Source organism: Thomasclavelia cocleata, assembly GCF_900102365.1.
Lineage (GTDB): Bacteria > Bacillota_I > Bacilli_A > Erysipelotrichales > Coprobacillaceae > Thomasclavelia > Thomasclavelia cocleata.
This window is the reverse complement of sequence record NZ_FOIN01000051.1, coordinates 1-18,533: the sequence shown is the minus strand read 5'-3', so window position 1 is coordinate 18,533 and position 18,533 is coordinate 1. Positions and strand designations below refer to the sequence as shown.

14 protein-coding genes and 1 CRISPR repeat array are annotated in these 18,533 nt (G+C 28.1%); of the genes, 1 reads left to right on the top strand and 13 read right to left on the bottom strand.

Translation table 11 applies throughout. The features are described from left to right. The 13 genes from BMW96_RS12555 to BMW96_RS12495 form a co-directional block, all read right to left on the bottom strand. Positions 1–155: AAA family ATPase (locus tag BMW96_RS12555; RefSeq protein ID WP_177165805.1), on the bottom strand; the 155-nt coding region annotated here is incomplete at its 3' end. A 136-nt stretch (positions 156–291) separates the two neighbouring features. Further along, a complete protein-coding gene (locus tag BMW96_RS12550; RefSeq protein ID WP_244881322.1) occupies positions 292–720 on the bottom strand; it encodes a GNAT family N-acetyltransferase in 429 nt (142 codons plus the stop codon). Between the two features lie 974 nt (positions 721–1,694). Next, complete coding sequence (locus BMW96_RS12545) at positions 1,695–2,204, bottom strand: GNAT family N-acetyltransferase (protein WP_092356598.1); 510 nt, start codon at positions 2,202–2,204, stop codon at positions 1,695–1,697. 32 nt (positions 2,205–2,236) lie between these two features. Further along, entirely contained in the window at positions 2,237–2,536 is a 300-nt protein-coding gene (locus tag BMW96_RS12540) for a YciI family protein (RefSeq protein ID WP_092356595.1), read from the bottom strand. 233 nt (positions 2,537–2,769) lie between these two features. Continuing rightward, a complete protein-coding gene (gene mfd / locus BMW96_RS12535; RefSeq protein ID WP_092356592.1) occupies positions 2,770–6,201 on the bottom strand; it encodes a transcription-repair coupling factor in 3,432 nt (1,143 codons plus the stop codon). Positions 6,202–6,209: 8 nt separating this feature from the next. Then, positions 6,210–6,764 (bottom strand): aminoacyl-tRNA hydrolase, encoded by a 555-nt coding sequence (gene pth / locus BMW96_RS12530; protein ID WP_092356589.1) that lies wholly within the window; start codon positions 6,762–6,764, stop codon positions 6,210–6,212. 11 nt (positions 6,765–6,775) lie between these two features. Next, positions 6,776–8,860, bottom strand: a complete 2,085-nt coding sequence (pulA, locus tag BMW96_RS12525) for a type I pullulanase (RefSeq protein ID WP_092356586.1) — start codon at positions 8,858–8,860, stop codon at positions 6,776–6,778. Positions 8,861–9,142: 282 nt separating this feature from the next. Next, positions 9,143–9,718: a CRISPR direct-repeat array (repeat unit 30 nt; unit sequence GTTTCAATACATCCTATGTTGTTATTAAAC). 234 nt (positions 9,719–9,952) lie between these two features. Then, positions 9,953–12,349 (bottom strand): glycogen/starch/alpha-glucan phosphorylase, encoded by a 2,397-nt coding sequence (locus BMW96_RS12520; protein WP_092356583.1) that lies wholly within the window; start codon positions 12,347–12,349, stop codon positions 9,953–9,955. Positions 12,350–12,360: 11 nt separating this feature from the next. Next, complete coding sequence (gene glgB / locus BMW96_RS12515) at positions 12,361–14,238, bottom strand: 1,4-alpha-glucan branching protein GlgB (protein WP_092356580.1); 1,878 nt, start codon at positions 14,236–14,238, stop codon at positions 12,361–12,363. Between the two features lie 670 nt (positions 14,239–14,908). After that, positions 14,909–16,603: a phospho-sugar mutase gene (locus BMW96_RS12510; RefSeq protein ID WP_092356577.1), complete on the bottom strand. Its 1,695-nt coding sequence runs from the start codon at positions 16,601–16,603 to the stop codon at positions 14,909–14,911. 100 nt (positions 16,604–16,703) lie between these two features. Beyond that, positions 16,704–17,201, bottom strand: coding sequence for a cob(I)yrinic acid a,c-diamide adenosyltransferase (locus BMW96_RS12505; protein WP_092356574.1), 498 nt, complete (start codon positions 17,199–17,201; stop codon positions 16,704–16,706). A gap of 2 nt (positions 17,202–17,203) precedes the next feature. Beyond that, positions 17,204–17,683 carry a Cys-tRNA(Pro) deacylase gene (gene ybaK / locus BMW96_RS12500; RefSeq protein ID WP_092356571.1) on the bottom strand — a complete coding sequence of 160 codons (480 nt, stop codon included), beginning with the start codon at positions 17,681–17,683 and terminating at the stop codon, positions 17,204–17,206. 43 nt (positions 17,684–17,726) lie between these two features. Then, positions 17,727–17,996: a phosphocarrier protein HPr gene (locus tag BMW96_RS12495; protein WP_004608954.1), complete on the bottom strand. Its 270-nt coding sequence runs from the start codon at positions 17,994–17,996 to the stop codon at positions 17,727–17,729. Between the two features lie 362 nt (positions 17,997–18,358). Here BMW96_RS12495 and BMW96_RS14570 point away from each other — a divergent pair. Continuing rightward, positions 18,359–18,533 (top strand): transposase (locus BMW96_RS14570; RefSeq protein WP_472573233.1); only part of this gene is annotated, 175 nt, incomplete at its 3' end.

The window sequence follows — 18,533 nt, the reverse complement described above, 5'->3', positions numbered from 1 at the left end:
GACATATTTAATGTCTTTCCAAATCTTCTAGGTCTTGTATAAAGCATAACAGCATTACTAAATACATCAGCTATTAATTGAGTTTTATCCACATAATAATAATCATTATCTATAACAGTCTTAAAATCTTCTATTCCTGTACTGATTTGTTTCATACTCATCATTCCTTTCCTGGGATCATTAATACAGAGATAATTCCATACTTGCATTATACCATAGCCATTTGCTTAATTAATACAAAAATATCTATATCAAATAAAAGAACTATAATTATTAATAAATTCTAATTAATCAATTTCTTTTCATATACAATAATGGATAAGGATTTCCTTGCTCATCTGTTTCTGTTCTTTTATAAACTTCAAATCCTAGATGCTCATAAAATCCTTTCGCAAGAGGATTTTGTTCATTTACAGCAAGTTCATTTATTAAATAATTTTCAATTCCATATTGCAATAATTGTTTTCCTATTCCTTGTCCTCTGCATTCATTAAGAATAAATAACATTTCAAGCATTTTATCTGCAATCCCCATAAAACCTACTAGATTTCCATTTTCATTTTCTGCAATCACCAAAACAGGAACACCTTTCAAGGCTTGTGGAACATACTGTCTAATATTATTTATTTCATCATCTGATAAAAACAAATGTGTTGCTTTAACAGAATTCTCCCATACATCTAATAAGTTTTCTATTAATTCTGAATTTCGTTCTTTCATTTCAACTATTCTCATATTATCTATACCTATTTATACGATTTAATCAAATAATGTTGTTTCATAAAAATTATCAATAACAGATAACCTTTTACCATCAATATACATAAGTTGCTCTTCTGTATATCTGCTTCAATCATTAATATTTTTTTGTTGAAACAACACTATCCTTAAAGTAAGTTATAATTTTAATACTTCTTCAATTTCATTATCTTCAGTATAAAAATTCATTAAATCTTTCTTCTTTTATTACATATTCTAGTGTTACCTCTATTAACTTAATTACTCTTAATAAAAGATACAGTAGTCCCATTTTGAAATAAGATAATCCAAAACAAATAATAATACATACTATTGCTAAATATGATACCCCTAATTAAATTTAACTTTATCAAAAAAACTTTTCACAAGAATAAAAAAAGCATGATTATTATTCCTAATATTATATTTTAATCCTTAATTACAATAATAAGTAAAATATTATAATAATTCTTGATTCCATAATCATATTTTATAATTAAATTAACCATTTACCTCTAAATAGTTTACTTGAGTGAAACTTTGATGTTTCATAAAGAACTCTTGAACAAACAACTACTAAAGTTACTGCAATAGTTACACATCATATCATTTGTACAGTTTTAGATGTTATATTTAATTGTTAAGTTCTATTTATGAATAAGCGTAGATTTGCTCTTACTAGTACAATTCTATATACTGTATTATCCATATTTTATATTTGTAATAATCCAAATAATTTTATCATTTATTAAATTTACAAAACTTAAAAATGTAAAATAACAAAACCAATAATTTTCTTGTACCTACATATGATTTTTTAAATATGTTACTACATAAAATTATATTAGGAGAAAAGCCACATCTGGCCTTTCTCCTTTTTATGACCAATATTTCTACATTTAATAATTCAAGGATTCACTTCATATCATTTTTTAACAAACTATGGAGTTCTCAAATTACATTTGTTTTCTAAATTTAAACATCCCTTCATTTCCATCTCCAATAAAATCCTCAGGAGTATCTGACATTGGATGTTTTTCATTAAAAAATTCAATAATACAAAATCCACATACATTGACATAAAAATGAATATTTCTTTTTTCAAAATAAGGTGTACAAGTTTCCCAAACTTTCGTCTCTGGATATAATTTTTCAATTTCAAACCATATTTTTTTCCCAATACCTTTACTTTGTGTACCATATTTTACAAAAAGTAAATCAAGGTGGTTGTGATATGCCTTTTCATCAATAACAACCACTGCACCCCCAACCATTTTTCCATCTACAACTGCTTTATATGCAACTGCACCTTTACTATTTAGCGATTGTTCAATATCCTTTTCTGGAAGAATTATTTTATCCGTCTTTCCAAATTGTTCTTCAAAGCCTTTTTGAAATGCTTCTTGTAAAACTACTTTATATTTTTTCAAGTCCTCATTTTCGACTGTAAGTAATTGAAAATCCATTTTTTCACCTCTATCTAGTTTAACTTAGCCTACTAAAACAAATAATTATTTTCTCGATTTGCAACAAAAAAATCTATCAATTTATATGTTGCATATCCCCCAACAACTAATGGTTCACTATCACAAATTTCTTTTGCTTCTTCACGGTTTTCTACTTTTAAAATATACATACCAGCCACTCCTGGATACCCTTTAAATACACCACAAATTTCTAGTTTACCTTCATCATCTAATTTTCTTATATTTGCAACATGTTCCTCAACTACTTTCTTTGTAATTCTATTATAGGTTTTACCTTTTACAATCATCATCATATACATTGATTTATCCATATTCCATTCTCCTTCATGGAAATAATTATACTATGAATAAATAGTTTAGTCATTTCATAATATAAAAAATATTATAGTAGTTCTATATTTTTACAACAGTTACTATACAAAACTTTTTTTCATTTATTGTAATATTTATAGACATAAAAAAGCACTTGTTATATATGTTTTATTTAATAACAAATGCCATATAATTCCATATTTAATATTACTAAAAAATCACATAATATAAACTAATGATTTAATGTAGTAATAAGCTGATTCATCCTTTCTAGCCATTGATCACCTTTTGGCAAAATAATCATAATTTTATTATCTAGTTGTCTAAACATAGGTCTAGTAAATAAGCGATTTACTGTTTCAAATAACTGATCACCTTTTACATTTTTGCTATATTCTTTACTAAAAGTTATTTCCATTTTGCCTTTCTTTTCTTCTAAATTATCAATAATTTTAGAAGCCGCTAAAATATCTAACTTCCGCTTTTCAATTAAAGCAATTACCTCTTCAGGCAATTTACCATAGTAATCAATAAACTCACTCTTTAAATGATCAATTTCCTTAATTGTTTTAGTATTATCTAAACGTTGGTACAATTCTAGTTTTTCAATATCACTAGAAACATAATCATGAGGTATATAACCCTCTACACTAACATTAACACTCTTAACTTCTATTTCTTCTGTTTCTTTTTTTCCCATTTTTTGATTAATTGCATCTTGTAAGATTTTCATATACATCTCAAAACCAATTGAGTCAATAAAACCAGATTGTGTACCACCCAAAATATCCCCAGAACCACGAATTGCAAGATCACGCATTGCAATTTTATATCCACTACCTAACTCAGTAAATTCTTTAATTGCTTTTAAACGCTTACTAGCTTCCTCATTTAATACATGGGTTGGATTATATAATAAATATGCATAAGCCCCTCGATCACTACGTCCTACTCGTCCTTTTATTTGATAAAGCTGGCTTAATCCAAACTTATCTGCATTTTCAACAATTATTGTATTAGCATTAGGAATATCTATCCCAGTTTCAATAATTGTAGTACAAACAAGAACATTAAACTCTTTATTTACAAAACGCATCATCACATCTTCTAGTTCATTTTTATCCATTTGACCATGACCAATCGCAACCTTAGCCCCAGGAATCATTAACTCAATATTATAAGCCACATTAGCTATCTGATTAGTTCGATTATATAAATAGAAGACCTGCCCATCACGTGCTAATTCACGTTCGATAATTTGTTTAATTAAAACATTGTTTTTTTCAATCACATAAGTTTGAACTGGTTGACGATTTTTAGGTGGTGTTTCAATTTGTGATAAGCCTCTAATTCCCATCAAAGACATTTGTAAGGTTCTAGGAATTGGAGTAGCGGTAAGAGTTAAAACGTCAATCGTTTTTCGATACTCTTTAATTTTCTCTTTTTGTTTAACTCCAAAACGCTGTTCTTCATCAATACATAAAAGACCAATATCTTTAAAAATGACATCTTTAGATAAAATCCGATGTGTCCCTACCAATAAATCAATATTACCTAATTTAAGATCACTTAAAATTTGTTTTTTCTGCTTGGTTGAAGTAAAACGATTCAATAAAGCTATTTTAACTGGAAAATCCTTAAATCTAGCAACCATTGTTTTGTAATGCTGCATTGATAAAATTGTTGTTGGACATAAAAAAGCAACTTGTTTATTACCTAAAATAGCCTTAAAAGCAGCTCTTAAAGCAACTTCTGTTTTACCAAAACCTACATCACCACACAGCAAACGATCCATTGGTTGAGGTTTTTCCATATCTAATTTAATTTCCTCAACAGAACGAGCTTGATCTATAGTTAATTCATAACCAAATGATTTCTCAAATTCAAGCTGCATTTCATTGTCTACAGGAAAAGCATAACCAGGCTGATTAATTCTAGCAGAATAAATCTCAATCAATTTATCAGCAATATCATCAACCTTATTTCTAGCTTTAGCTTTAGTTTTTTGCCACTGTGAACTACCTAGTTTATTGATTTTAGGTACTTTGCCTTCACCACTTGAATACTTCCTAATTAATTTAAACTGCTCAACAGGAATATATAATGTATCATCTTGAGCATATGCTACATATAAATAATCTTTATGATACCCTTGTACTTCTAACGTCTTAATTCCTAAATACTGTCCAATTCCATGATTATCATGAACTACATAATCTCCTACATTTAACTCTTGATAATCCTTTAATACTTTAGCATTTTTGTATTTAAAATATTTTGGTTTTTTAATACTTCTTGTTTTAAATAGCTCATTTGCACTAATTACAACAATATTTTCATCAACCAATTCTATTCCAAAACCTATTTTACTAATTGTAATATTTAATCCTGGATATAACTTATCTTTAATTCCAACTAATGTATATAATAATTCATGACGATCAAACATTTCACATATTAAACGTAATTGGTGTTCATCATCTAAAGCAATTACTACTTTAGATAATTTTAAATATGTTCTAATTTGATTAATAATCATTTTTTCATCTTGATTATCAATCATAACTGCTCGAGCATTAAATAAAATATCTTTTTCACTTGTTGCAAAAGATTTAAAATCAATTACAGCATTATCAATTACTTCATAAAGATTCCTAAATAAATTTAATCCCTTTATACTTTTACCAACTTCTGTTAATTCATGATAATAATAATGATTTTCTTCAAGATAATTTTTATAAGCAAAATTTATATCATGACTATTTGCAAGAATAATCAAAGGATCATTTAAATAATCTTTAATACTAGCTGTTTGTTTAAATAAATTAAAATAATTATACATAGTAAAGCTTGTATCATGGTTACGAAGATTTTCTTGATCAATAGAAACTTTATTTAAATAATCATCTAAATAAACTTCATCTAATTCTTCTACCTGTTTATCTCTTAAATCATTAATTTTACCAATAACTGCTGGTACTTCTGATTCATCATATAATACATCACTGGCAGGAATAATTGTAATTTCATTGATACTCTCAATTGTTCTTTGACTATTTTGATTATAAAAACGGATATTATCAATTTCATCATCAAAAAACTCAATTCTAACTGGTGTTTCATATTGAATTGAAAATACATCAATCACTCCACCACGTTTTGAAAAATAGAAAGGTTGATCTACTCTAATAGCACTTTGATAACCTGCTTTTATTAGATATTTTTGTAAATCATAAATATCTATTTGCATTCCTACTTTCAAATCCAAACAATTTTCTTTAAATATTTGTTTAGTTGGTAAATATCGAACTAATGCCTGACTGTGAGTAATAAGTATTTTAGGCTTGTTTGTAGTTAATTGATACAAAGTATCAATTCTCTGTCCTAGTAATTCTGGTGATGCTGCTAAAGCTTCAATTCGATAGGATTCATCAACTGGAAATAATAAAGCATCACGTTCATTAATGGACATAACTTGCTGGTATAACCTATTAGCTTCATATTGATTTGGTTTTACAACTACAATGTTTTTTTTCAATATCAAAAAGGCACTAGATATTAATAGTGCCTCATCGTTAATATCATTAACAATGATGTTTCCTTTACCATTTAATAAAGTTTTAAACGCCACATTTTGTCTTAAAATATCATCTAACTGTTTCATAATTCCCTCTAATTATATCGATTCATTATATAATCAAAATCATGATCAAGATAGTCAATAACAGCACTGACTGCATTTTCAATTCCCTGATTAATAGCATCAGCTTCCTCTTTGGTAAAACGTGATAAAACATAATCAACTACTTTCATATATTTATGTCTATCAATACCAACTCGAATTCTTTTAAAATCCTGACTATTTAAATGCGCAATAATATTTTTTATCCCATTATGTCCACCAGCACTACCTGTTTTTCGTAATCGTAATTTACCTACTGGCATATCCAAATCATCATAGATAACTAATAAATCTTCTTTTTCTATCTTAAAAAATTTCATCAATGTACTAACAGATTCTCCCGAAAGATTCATATATGTCTGTGGCTTTAATAAAACTACATCTTCATTATGATATTTAAACTTTACATATAAACCTTTAAATTTATTTTGATCAATATTAACATTTAATTTTTCTGCTAGCTTATCTACTACCATAAAGCCACAATTATGACGAGTTCCCACATATTCTTTACCAGGATTTCCCAACCCTACAATTAACCTCATTTACTTCTCCTTTACTTTGCTAAAATAACAATAGTTTTAGGTTCAATTTGATTATCATTTATATTACCATAAATACAACTATATTCTTTTTCCTGATAATCAAATGAAAAACTAGATGGATTAATATAAATTATAAATTCTTTATATTCTCCACTATCTTGTTTGAGAGTATATTTTAACATTTTATAATCTATATTTTCAACTAAAATATTTTCTTCAATTTCTTCCCTTGTCGCATATCGAAAACATTTATTATTTTTACGTAATTTAATTATTTTTTTAATATCATCAATATCATCTTTATAAATATCTCTAAAATCCCAATTGATACAATTTATATTATCAGGAGTATTATATGAATTATATATTCCCCCTTTAGTACGATAAAACTCTTGTCCTGCATGAATAAACGGAATTCCCTGAGCTAATAATGTCATTATTGTTAAATTTTTCTGACGATTTAAAATTCCAGATAATCCTTCTTCAACGTTTGAAATATATAATTTATCAAAAATAGTTGCATTATCATGACATTCAACATAATTAATTGACTGATCTGGTCTCGAATAACGATTTAATCCAGAAACTACATTTTTAGCATGTTCTGTTTCATATAGATTTCCTGTAATGAACCCTTTATTCACTAAGACAAAATCACTACTTCCACCTTTCATAACCTCACGAAATTCATCATTAAAAAAACTAATATTTAACATCTTAGCATGATTATCCTGCATTGCTTTTTTTTCATCTGGTAAATTTGTTGGCATATTCCAACCCTCACCATAAATAATGAATGAATTATCATAGTTTGAACACATTTCATAAACTTGATTTATAGTAGTAATATCTATAATTCCCATCAAATCAAAACGAAAACCATCAACCCCATAAAACTGCTGCCAACGTTTAGACATATCAAGAATATATTTTCTGACCATATATTCATCTGTATTTAAATCATCACCACACCAGGAACCATTAGATAATGTTCCATCTGAGTTCTTCCTAAAATAATAACCAGGTACTAGTCTTTCAAAAGCACTAGCATTTACATCATACATATGATTATAAACAACATCCATAACCACTCTAATACCTTTAGAATGCAATTTTGAAATCATCTCTTTACATTCAATAACTCGACTATATCCATCATTAGGATCATTACTATAACTTCCCTCAGGAACATTGTATTGGGCTGGATCATAACCCCAATTATAAAGAACCTCAGGATTATTTTCATCCACTGTTGCAAAATCATATATAGGCATTAGTTGTAAATGAGTAATTCCAAGTTCAACTAAATAATCTAAACCTGCACTATTACCATATTTAGTCTTTAAACCCTCTTCATAAATTCCTTTGAATTTCCCCTTATAAGCACTTAAACTATTTTCATACATTGTATAATCTCGGACATTAGCCTCATATATAATTGCATCAGTTTTATTTAATAATACAGGAAGACTATCACGATTCAAATCTATTTTAACTTTATCTAAATCTATTATTATACTGCTTAAACTATTTGAGGATGAACTGTATGCATAAGGATCCAAAGCAGGATAAAATCCTTCATGATGTCTAACTAGATATACATATTTACAATTATCAAAGTCACCAGCAACTTCCGCATAAAAAACACCATTATTAATTCTTTGCATTTCATAAGTATATGTACAATCATTTTTAACAATAGATACTTTCATTTGTAAAGCAGTTGGTGCCCATACTTTAAAAGAAGTATGCTCTTTGTGATAATGGTTTCCTAAATCATTACCATCATAATAGCTCTGTCTTAAAAAATCGTAATCATAAACAAGTCTTGTATATTGTAATGTCTCTGATAATCCATATGCATCAACAATTTGATAAATACGACAAAAATCTATTTCAATATCATCGAAATAGTAATGTACAAATTGTTCTTCCACATATTTACCTGAAATTTTTATTTCTTTTAAATCACCGCTATTTAAATCACGTAAATAAAACCTTGGACTATTACCTTCATAGTACTTTTTTAAGAGTAATACTTCTATTTTTTTCAAAGCTATCATTTGTGCAATCATTCTAACGGCACTTTTTTCCATAATTTCACCCCATTTTTCTACCTCATTATAGCCTATATTCTTAACTAAGGCAATGCAATAAAAAATACTTATCTTTCCTTTTATTATACAATTATTCAAGTTAAATTATACTTATTCATTTATAATCTTAAACTAAATAATAAAAAACTAAACTGTTTCTTTATTAAAAATAAAGATTATATTTATATAGCTTTTGAGTTCAAAGATAATAAACTGCCTATAAAACCTATAAACAAAGCTTCACAAGCATATAACTTATTATATTTTTATATAATTAATTAAATTTTAATACATCCTATGTTGTTATTAAACGCAATTGAAATTATGAATAAATATTTTGAAAAAACGTTTCAATACATCCTATGTTGTTATTAAACTTTATTAGACCAAGCGTTTAAATCCGCAGTATATTTCGTTTCAATACATCCTATGTTGTTATTAAACACACGTTCCTAATCGTGTTTCTGGTGAAATGCGAAGTGATTATACTACTTCTCTGTTTCAATACATCCTATGTTGTTATTAAACTCACAATTCTCACGGTAAGATTGAATTTCAGCATACGTTTCAATACATCCTATGTTGTTATTAAACTTTAGTTCCTTTCGATGTTATGGAGGTGCTTCCCGGGTTTCAATACATCCTATGTTGTTATTAAACAAAAGTAGCAACCCTAATAATTTGGTTATATATGGATGTTTCAATACATCCTATGTTGTTATTAAACGCAGAGTATAGATACATTCCTAATCGTGTTTCTGGGTTTCAATACATCCTATGTTGTTATTAAACTTTTGATTACTATTGGCCCGTTTTTGCTAATATCGGGTTTCAATACATCCTATGTTGTTATTAAACCTAGTAAATAAGCCACTTTTCATATTCTATTATACCTCAAACCCTTTATATATCAACACTTTTCTATTTTTTTACCAGGCAATTTTATTTTTTTATATTTTTCAGTCAAATTCTCTTAATCCCTTACTCTCCCAACGTTTTTAGAGGTTTTACTAATAAATTCACCTGGTAAATTTATACCAATAATAAAGGAACTGATTTCATATAAACCAATTCCTTTAACTTTTTATATTTCTAAAATTTTACCTTTTCTAAATGCCAGATATCATCAACATATTCTTGTATAGTACGATCCGATGAGAAGAAACCACTCTTAGCTATGTTAATTAAACATACTTTAGCCCAACCTAAACGATTTTGGTATAAATCTCTTACCTGCATTTGAGCTTTACAATAAGCATCATAATCAGCTAAAACAAAATATTCATCATTTTTATTCATTAATTCTTCAAATATAACTCTAAATTCTTCTCTATTTTCAATAAATGTACCATCCATCAAACTATCAATAACCCTTTTTAAATGAGGATTATTATTATAAATATCCCAAGCATTATAAGTACCACTATTTTGTAAGGCTTTTACTTCATGATCTTTCATACCAAAAATAATACAATTTTCATCACCAACTCGCTCTGAAATCTCTACATTAGCACCATCTAAAGTACCTAAAGTAATTGCTCCATTCATCATAAATTTCATGTTACCAGTTCCACTTGCTTCTTTACCTGCAGTAGAAATTTGTTCAGAAACATCAGCAGCAGGCATAATCTTTTCAGCTAAAGTTACACCATAATTTTCTAAGAAAACAACTTTTAAATATTTATTTGTTTCTGGATCATTATTTACAATATCACCAACACTATTAATTAATTTAATTACTTTTTTAGCAAAATAATATCCACTTGCAGCTTTAGCTCCAAAAATAAATGTCCTTGGCTCAATTCTATAATCTGGGTTTTCTTTCATTCTAAAATATAAATCAATAACATGTAATACATTTAGTAACTGACGCTTATAGGCATGAAGACGTTTTACTTGAATATCAAAAATACTATCAACATCAACCTTAATACCATTATGTTTTAAAATATAATCTGCTAAAATTTGTTTTCTTTCACGTTTTACTTCTAAGAAACGTTCTTGTAAATTAACATCATCAACATGTGCCATTAAATCTTCTAACTTATCAGGATTTTTTATCCAATCATTACCAATGTACTCATTAATTAATGAAGCTAGTTCAGGATTACAATATGCAAGCCAACGGCGATGTGTTACTCCATTAGTCTTGTTATTGAATTTATTTGGATATAAACTTGCAAAATCCTTTAATTCACGTTCTACTAAAATATCAGAATGTAATTTAGCTACTCCATTTACACTAAAACTTCCAACTATTGCAAGACGAGCCATATATACAATACCATCTCTTAATATCATTACTCGGTTCAATAATTCTTCATCTCGATTACTTACCATTTTTACATAACCGATAAAACGACGATGAATTTCTTCAATAATTTGATAAACTCGTGGCAATAATGATTGCATTAAATCAATTGGCCATGTTTCTAGGGCTTCTGCTAAAATTGTATGGTTTGTATAGGCAAATGTTTGAGTTGTAATATCCCATGCCTCATCCCATTCATAACCTTGTTCATCAATTAAAATTCTCATCAATTCTGGAATCGCTAAAACTGGATGAGTATCATTTAATTGAATGACATTCTTTTCATGAAAATTATTCATATTTGGATAAACTCTTAAATGTGCTTTAACAATTGAGTTTAAACCAGCACAAGTAAAAAAGTACTCTTGTTTTAAACGTAACATCTTACCAGCTGGAGTTGAATCATCTGGATAAAGCATTTGACAAATATCACGTACATTTTGAATATACTGTCTAAAGTTTTGATTTGCAGGAATATTATCACTAGCTTCTGCTTCCCATAATCTTAGTGTATTAGTTGTTGTAGTTTTATTTCCAATAATTGGCACATCATAAGGAACAGCATAAACTTCTTCAGCATCCACATGTTCATATTTACCTGTTGTTTCATTGTAAACAATTTTACCAAAAAATTTAACAGGAACTCTATGTTTAGGTTTTCTTACTTCCCAATTAAAACCTGTTTGCATCCATTGATCAGGTAATTCAAGTTGATAACCATTTTCAATCTTTTGTTTAAATAATCCAAATTCATAACGAATAGTATGACCATGTCCTGGATAAGCTAATGATGCCAACGAATCCATAAAACAAGCTGCTAATCTTCCTAAACCACCATTCCCTAATCCTGCATCCGATTCTAATTCTTCTAAATCATGAATATTAATTCCATATTCAGCCAATCCATCTTTAGCAATATCATAGATACCAAGATTCATCATATTATTAACTAATAAACGTCCAATTAAAAACTCCATTGAAAAATAATGCATTTGTTTTTGATAATTATTACGTATCAAAGCTTTACTAGTAGCCCAATTTACAGAAGCATAATCTCTTACCATTAGTTCTAATACTAAGAACTTTTCAGTAAGATGCGACTCTTCTACTGTTCTTCCATATGTCTCAATAATTCTTTTTGAAAATTCATACTTAAATTCTTCTTTTGTCTTAAACATTTTAACTCCCCTTACTTATCATTCTTACTTTTAGTTGGTCTATATTCAAAAATCATACTGCCAAAAGGCGCAATATTCACTGGTATATAATATTCTTTATTTAATACAAATCCTTTTTTAGTCTTGATAACTCTCTTATTTATAAAATTACCACCTGTATAAATATCTGTATCACTATTTAAAATTTCTTTATAATTACCAGATTGATTTACTGGTATCATATATCCTTGATGTTTATTTTCAGTAAAATTCATTACTGCAATCAACGAATTACCTTTAACATCTTTTCGTTCAATTGCAAAAACACTTTGGTTACTATCATCAACTACAAGCCACTCAAAACCATCAAAACCATAATCCTGTTGATACATACAAGGATATTTTTGATATATTTCATTTAATTTTATTATAAAATTATGAAATGAATCATGAATTGGATATTTTAGAATATTCCATCCTAAAGAAACCTTTTCATCCCATTCCTTATATTCTCCTAATTCATTTCCCATAAAATTCAATTTTTTACCAGGATGAATCATCATATAAGTATAAAGTGTTTTTAATTGCGCAAACTTTTGTTCATTATTTCCCCAAATCTTATCAATTATAGTTCCTTTACTATGAACTACTTCATCATGAGAGAATGGTAAAATAAAGTTTTCACCATAAAAATATGCCATTGAAAAAGTCAATAAATTGTGATCGTATTTACGATAAACAGGATTTAATTTCATATATTTTAATGTATCATTCATCCAACCTAAATCCCATTTATAATCAAAACCTAGACCACCTACATCTGGTGATTTAGTAACACCAGGAAAATCACTAGAATCTTCAGCAATCAACATAACATTAGGATAATAACCTTTCATATGATTATTCATACGTTTCATGAATTCATGGGCACCATCATTAATTCCAGCTTCCTTATTACCTTTCCAATATATTAAATTACTGATGGCATCAAAACGAATTCCATCAATATGAAAATACTCAGCTAAAAATCCTACACTACTCATTAAAAAACTTCGAACTTCGTCTCTTCCAACATCAAAGTAAACACTGTCCCATTCAGTATATCTTTGATTAATATCTGGATAATCATAAACAAAGCCACCATCAAATTTGTATAATCCATGCCCATCTTTTACATAATGAGCAGGAACAAAATCCATAATAACACCAATACCTGCTTTATGGCAAGCATTTACAAACTTCATAAATTCTTTTGGTGTTCCATACCTACTAGTAATACTATAATAACCTGTTACTTGATAACCCCATGATCCATCAAACGGAAATTCAGTTAATGGCATTAATTCTAAATGAGTATAATTATTTTCTACTAAATATGGTATCAATAAATCAATCATTTCTTCATAAGTATAAAATTCACCATCTTCTTCATCAGTAAAATCTTTTTTCATTTTCCATGAGCCTATATTAGCTTCATAAATATTTACTGGTTTGTCAAAATTCTTAGTTCGATTATTTAACCACTTTTTATCAGACCAGCGAAAACGTTCAATATTGTAGACCCTTGAAGCTGTTCCAGGACGCAATTCACTATAAAAGGCATATGGATCAGCACGATCAACAGTTGCAAAATTTTGTGTTTCAATTCGATATTTATATAATGTATACTCTTTAATTCCTGGAATAAATAAAGTCCAAATACCACCATTTGTATACCTTTCCATATAATGGTCTTTTCCATCCCAATCATTAAATTCACCTATAACCTGCACACTTCGTGCATTAGGTGCATATACGGTGAAGCGGACACCTTTTTTATGGTTATTTGTTTCAAAATGGGCACCAAAAAGCTTATACGCCTCAAGAGTATTTCCTTTATGAAATACATGTATTAAAAAATCATCGAGCATGTGTCACTCCCCCTTTTCTCTATTAAATTTAGACATTAGTATTATATCATAATTCAAATATAATTTCACCATAAAAAGATAGCGCTTTCATTATCTTCCTTTAACTTATATGATGACATCTTCATTATAGCTGATTAAATAGTATAAAAAAAGAAATAGCAATTACCATTTTCTTACAAAATTTGATATTTATAATAGGATTATTTTCTCAATCAATTTCAAACTTCATACTAGAATTTTCTAATCTATATCCGTATATTTCTTCAAAATAATACATATAAACAATATTTCTTAATCATTATTTTCAAAAAAGTAAGGTAAAACATTCTATTTTCAAATAAATTAAAAGTTTAAAAAATGAATAATAAATCTGTTACCTTAACAAAACAAGATAAAACTGAAAAAATTAAATCATATTTTATAAAACTAAACACAAATCAAAAGAAACAATACAGCTATAATCTCCTAACTTTAATAAAACAATATCCAAGAAACAATGATTTCTGATACTTTTTCTAACATCATTCCATTTTAGTTAGATTTCCCATTACTTTCATCAAACAAATTTCTATTAAATAAAAAAACGAAGAATAGAAAACAAATCTCTTATCTTCGCTTTTTATTTTAACAAAATATGACCATGATAAATAAACGTTTTTTGGTTAGTTTATTATTCACCAATAATATTTAAAACATCTTTTTGGAAAACTTCTGTTTTATCACTAGCATCTTTTACGTTATTACCCTTGATAGAGAAATAAAACTTACATTTTGGCTCTGTTCCACTAGGACGAGCTGCAATCCAAGAACCATCTTCTAAATAATATTTCAAAACATTTGATTTTGGTAAATCAATAGTTGTAACATTACCAGCTTCTATTCTTTGACTGCTTTGATAATCTTCAACCACAACAACTTTATAACCACCTATCATTGTTGGTGCGTCTTTTCTTAAATTATCCATAATTTCTTTAATACGTCTAGCACCTTCAGCCCCAGCTTTACTTAAAGCAATTTGAGATTCTTTAAAAGTACCATGTTTAGCGTATAAATCATTTAATACATCAATTAAATCTTTTCCCTGTTTTTTATAGAAATTTCCTGCCTCAGCAGCCATTACTACAGCTTGTACAGCATCTTTATCACGAACAAAATCTTTTACGACACAACCATAAGATTCTTCATAACCAAAAATAAATTCCTTTTCTTTAGTTTTTTCATATTTACGAATTTTATCACCAATAAATTTAAATCCTGTTAAAGTCTTCTCCACTTCAACTCCATAAGACTTAGAAACTAATTCTCCTAAATCACTAGTAACAATTGTATTATACATTACTGCATTAGCTGGTAATTTATCTTGTTTCTTTAATTCACTTAAAATATATTCTAGATAAACTGCTGCACTTTGATTTCCAGACATCAATACATACTCACCTTCATGTTTAGCAACAACCCCTAAACGGTCCCCATCTGGATCACAAATTACTACAACATCAGCATCTACTTCTTTTGCTTTTCTAATCGCAAGATCATATGAACAAGCAACTTCAGGATTTGGTGATGCAGTATTAGAAAAATCTGGATCTGGTGCACACTGTGCCAATACAGGAATTACATTATATCCTAAACGAGTTAAACAATTTCTTACAGGTAAGTTAGATGTTCCATGTTGTGGTGAAAATACGATTTTAAAATCACTTTTATCCATACCTGGATTAATTTCAATTGCCATTACTTCCTTATAATATGCTTCATCTACTTCTTCACCAATCCATGTAATATATGAATAAGCTTCTTCATCACTAATTACTTCAATTCCAAGTTCATCTTTAACTTCATTTACATAAGCAACTACTTGATCTCCCCATTCAGGAATTAATTGACATCCAGTATCATCATAAACCTTGTATCCATTATACTCTTTAGGATTGTGACTAGCAGTAATCATAATCCCACCAGCACATTTTAAATAACGGACTGCAAAAGATAACTCTGGTGTTGGTCTTAAGCTTTCAAATAGATATGATTTGATTCCATAAGTAGCTAAAACCTTTGCACTTTCAATTGCAAATTTATATGACATATGACGATTATCATAACCTATTGCAATACCACGTTCTTTTCCTTCTGGTAAACCTAATACATATTTTGCAAAACCAACATTAGCTTTTCTAATTGTATAAATGTTCATTCGATTTGTTCCAGCACCTAAAACGCCACGCATTCCAGCTGTACCAAATTCTAAATTCATATAAAAAGCATCTTCTTTTTCCTTTTCATTCATACTAGCTAATTCTGCTTTTAATAATGGGTCTAAATCTTTACATTCTGCCCATCTTTGATATTCATTATTATAATCCATGTTTTTCACCTCTTGAATTAATTATAACAAATCTCTATAAATTTGACCACTTGTTTTATATATGAAATTACTACATTTTCTATATTAAATAATTAACTCTTTAATATTCAATTCCCTTTCTTGCCTTAGTTCCATTATCATAAGGATGCTTATGTTTTTTCACTTCACTAGAATAATCAAGAATTGGTTTGATTTTATGACTTGGCATTCTACCTGTCAAAATAACTTCATGACTATCTCTTAAATCAACTAAACGATCATAAACCATTCCTTCATTAATTAAATTCAATGCAATAGCATCTAATAATTCATCTAAAATAATACCATCATAACTTTCATCAATCCTTAAAAATAAATCATTAACTAAATGACTTACCTCTTTAATCATTTTAGAATCATTCATATCAACAAACATCGCAGGCATCTTTTGAGTCAATACTTTTATTCCACATTTTTCAAGAAGTTTATTTTCACTACTAAAACCATCCTTTAAAAATTGAATCATCATTACCTTTTTATCTGCTCCAGCCATCCTTAAAGCTAATCCCACAGCTGCAGTCGTTTTACCTTTTCCATTTCCATAATAACATTGAATCATAGCTACTCCTTTATCACATTACCAACTATTGCATTTAAATAATCCATAAGCTCTTTAGCATCAACAATCATTTGATAACCTCGTTTACCTGCACTTAAAGCAACCTTAGTGCATTCATTAATGGAACTATCAAAATATGTATCAAACTTTTTTTTCATACCAATTGGTGAACATCCACCACGAAGATAGCCAGTTATCTGTAAAAGATCTTTCAAATGAATCATTGAAACACTTTTGTTATGAGAAAGTTTTGCTAATTTTTTTAAATCAATTTCTTCTAATACTGGTATACAACAAACTAAATAATCATGATCGCCTTTTAAAACTAAAGTTTTAAAAATATCTTTAGCTTCCATATCTACTTGAGATACAATATGTTCACCACCTAAATGTTCTTCATCATACTGATATTCCTTTATTTCATAACTAATCTTAGCTTTATCTAATAATCTTAGTGCATTAGTTTTAACTACTTTTGACATATTTCCTCCTATAAATAAAAAGAAGTCCCAAGACTTCTTAATTTTATTCTGCTACTTTTTGTTCCTTAATAACTTTAGCAATAGAAGCAATTACATCTTTTTCGTCATCACCTTCAGCAATGATTTCTACTGTAGCTTTAGTAGGAACACCTAAAGACATAACTCCCATAATAGATTTTAAGTTTACTTCTTTACCATTATAAACTAATTTAATATCACTTGTAAACTTACTAGCTTGGTTAACTAAGATAGTAGCTGGTCTAGCATGTAATCCTACTGGATCAGATACTACAAAAGATAATTTTTCTGCCATTTTATGACTCCTCCTTAAAATTTCTATAAATCAATTATACCACCTAAACCACTTGTTTTAAAGTACTTTTTCAATAAAATTTAGCGCTTACAGATTGTCCCAATATATCAACAAAAATTGCTCTATTAAGACTTTTTTTGAACACATTTTATTAAAAAAGCGGATTAAAAATCCGCTACAGGCTGTTGACAAATAAAAAATTGTCAGCAGTCTTTTTATTTTGTTGTTTATGTGATAATATATCAGTGGTCGTGGATGACTTCGTTCCAAGTGTGCAAACTTTGAGGCTCCACGACTTTTTTGTTTAAGATAAAGAAGTCATGATATGGTATAATATAAGTGCACATTTGGAGGAAATTAATATGACAATGACAGTAAATAAAACTAAACATGATCACATTATTTTATGTACTATTGATGAGCTTGTTCCAGCTGATCATATGGTTAGAAAATTAGAAGCCTCTATTGACTGGTGTTTCATTTATCCGTTAGTAGAAAATCTTTACAGCCGGTTTGGAAGAGCTAGTATTGATCCTG

What these genes read in the sequence shown, in the direction of transcription:
- BMW96_RS12550 (WP_244881322.1), bottom strand. Translation starts at nt 720, where the DNA reads ATGAAAGAACGAAATTCAGAATTAATAGAAAACTTATTAGATGTATGG.
- BMW96_RS12545 (WP_092356598.1), bottom strand. Translation starts at nt 2,204, where the DNA reads ATGGATTTTCAATTACTTACAGTCGAAAATGAGGACTTGAAAAAATAT.
- BMW96_RS12540 (WP_092356595.1), bottom strand. Translation starts at nt 2,536, where the DNA reads ATGGATAAATCAATGTATATGATGATGATTGTAAAAGGTAAAACCTAT.
- mfd (WP_092356592.1), bottom strand. Translation starts at nt 6,201, where the DNA reads ATGAAACAGTTAGATGATATTTTAAGACAAAATGTGGCGTTTAAAACT.
- pth (WP_092356589.1), bottom strand. Translation starts at nt 6,764, where the DNA reads ATGAGGTTAATTGTAGGGTTGGGAAATCCTGGTAAAGAATATGTGGGA.
- pulA (WP_092356586.1), bottom strand. Translation starts at nt 8,860, where the DNA reads ATGGAAAAAAGTGCCGTTAGAATGATTGCACAAATGATAGCTTTGAAA.
- BMW96_RS12520 (WP_092356583.1), bottom strand. Translation starts at nt 12,349, where the DNA reads ATGTTTAAGACAAAAGAAGAATTTAAGTATGAATTTTCAAAAAGAATT.
- glgB (WP_092356580.1), bottom strand. Translation starts at nt 14,238, where the DNA reads ATGCTCGATGATTTTTTAATACATGTATTTCATAAAGGAAATACTCTT.
- BMW96_RS12510 (WP_092356577.1), bottom strand. Translation starts at nt 16,603, where the DNA reads ATGGATTATAATAATGAATATCAAAGATGGGCAGAATGTAAAGATTTA.
- BMW96_RS12505 (WP_092356574.1), bottom strand. Translation starts at nt 17,201, where the DNA reads ATGATTCAATGTTATTATGGAAATGGAAAAGGTAAAACGACTGCAGCT.
- ybaK (WP_092356571.1), bottom strand. Translation starts at nt 17,683, where the DNA reads ATGTCAAAAGTAGTTAAAACTAATGCACTAAGATTATTAGATAAAGCT.
- BMW96_RS12495 (WP_004608954.1), bottom strand. Translation starts at nt 17,996, where the DNA reads ATGGCAGAAAAATTATCTTTTGTAGTATCTGATCCAGTAGGATTACAT.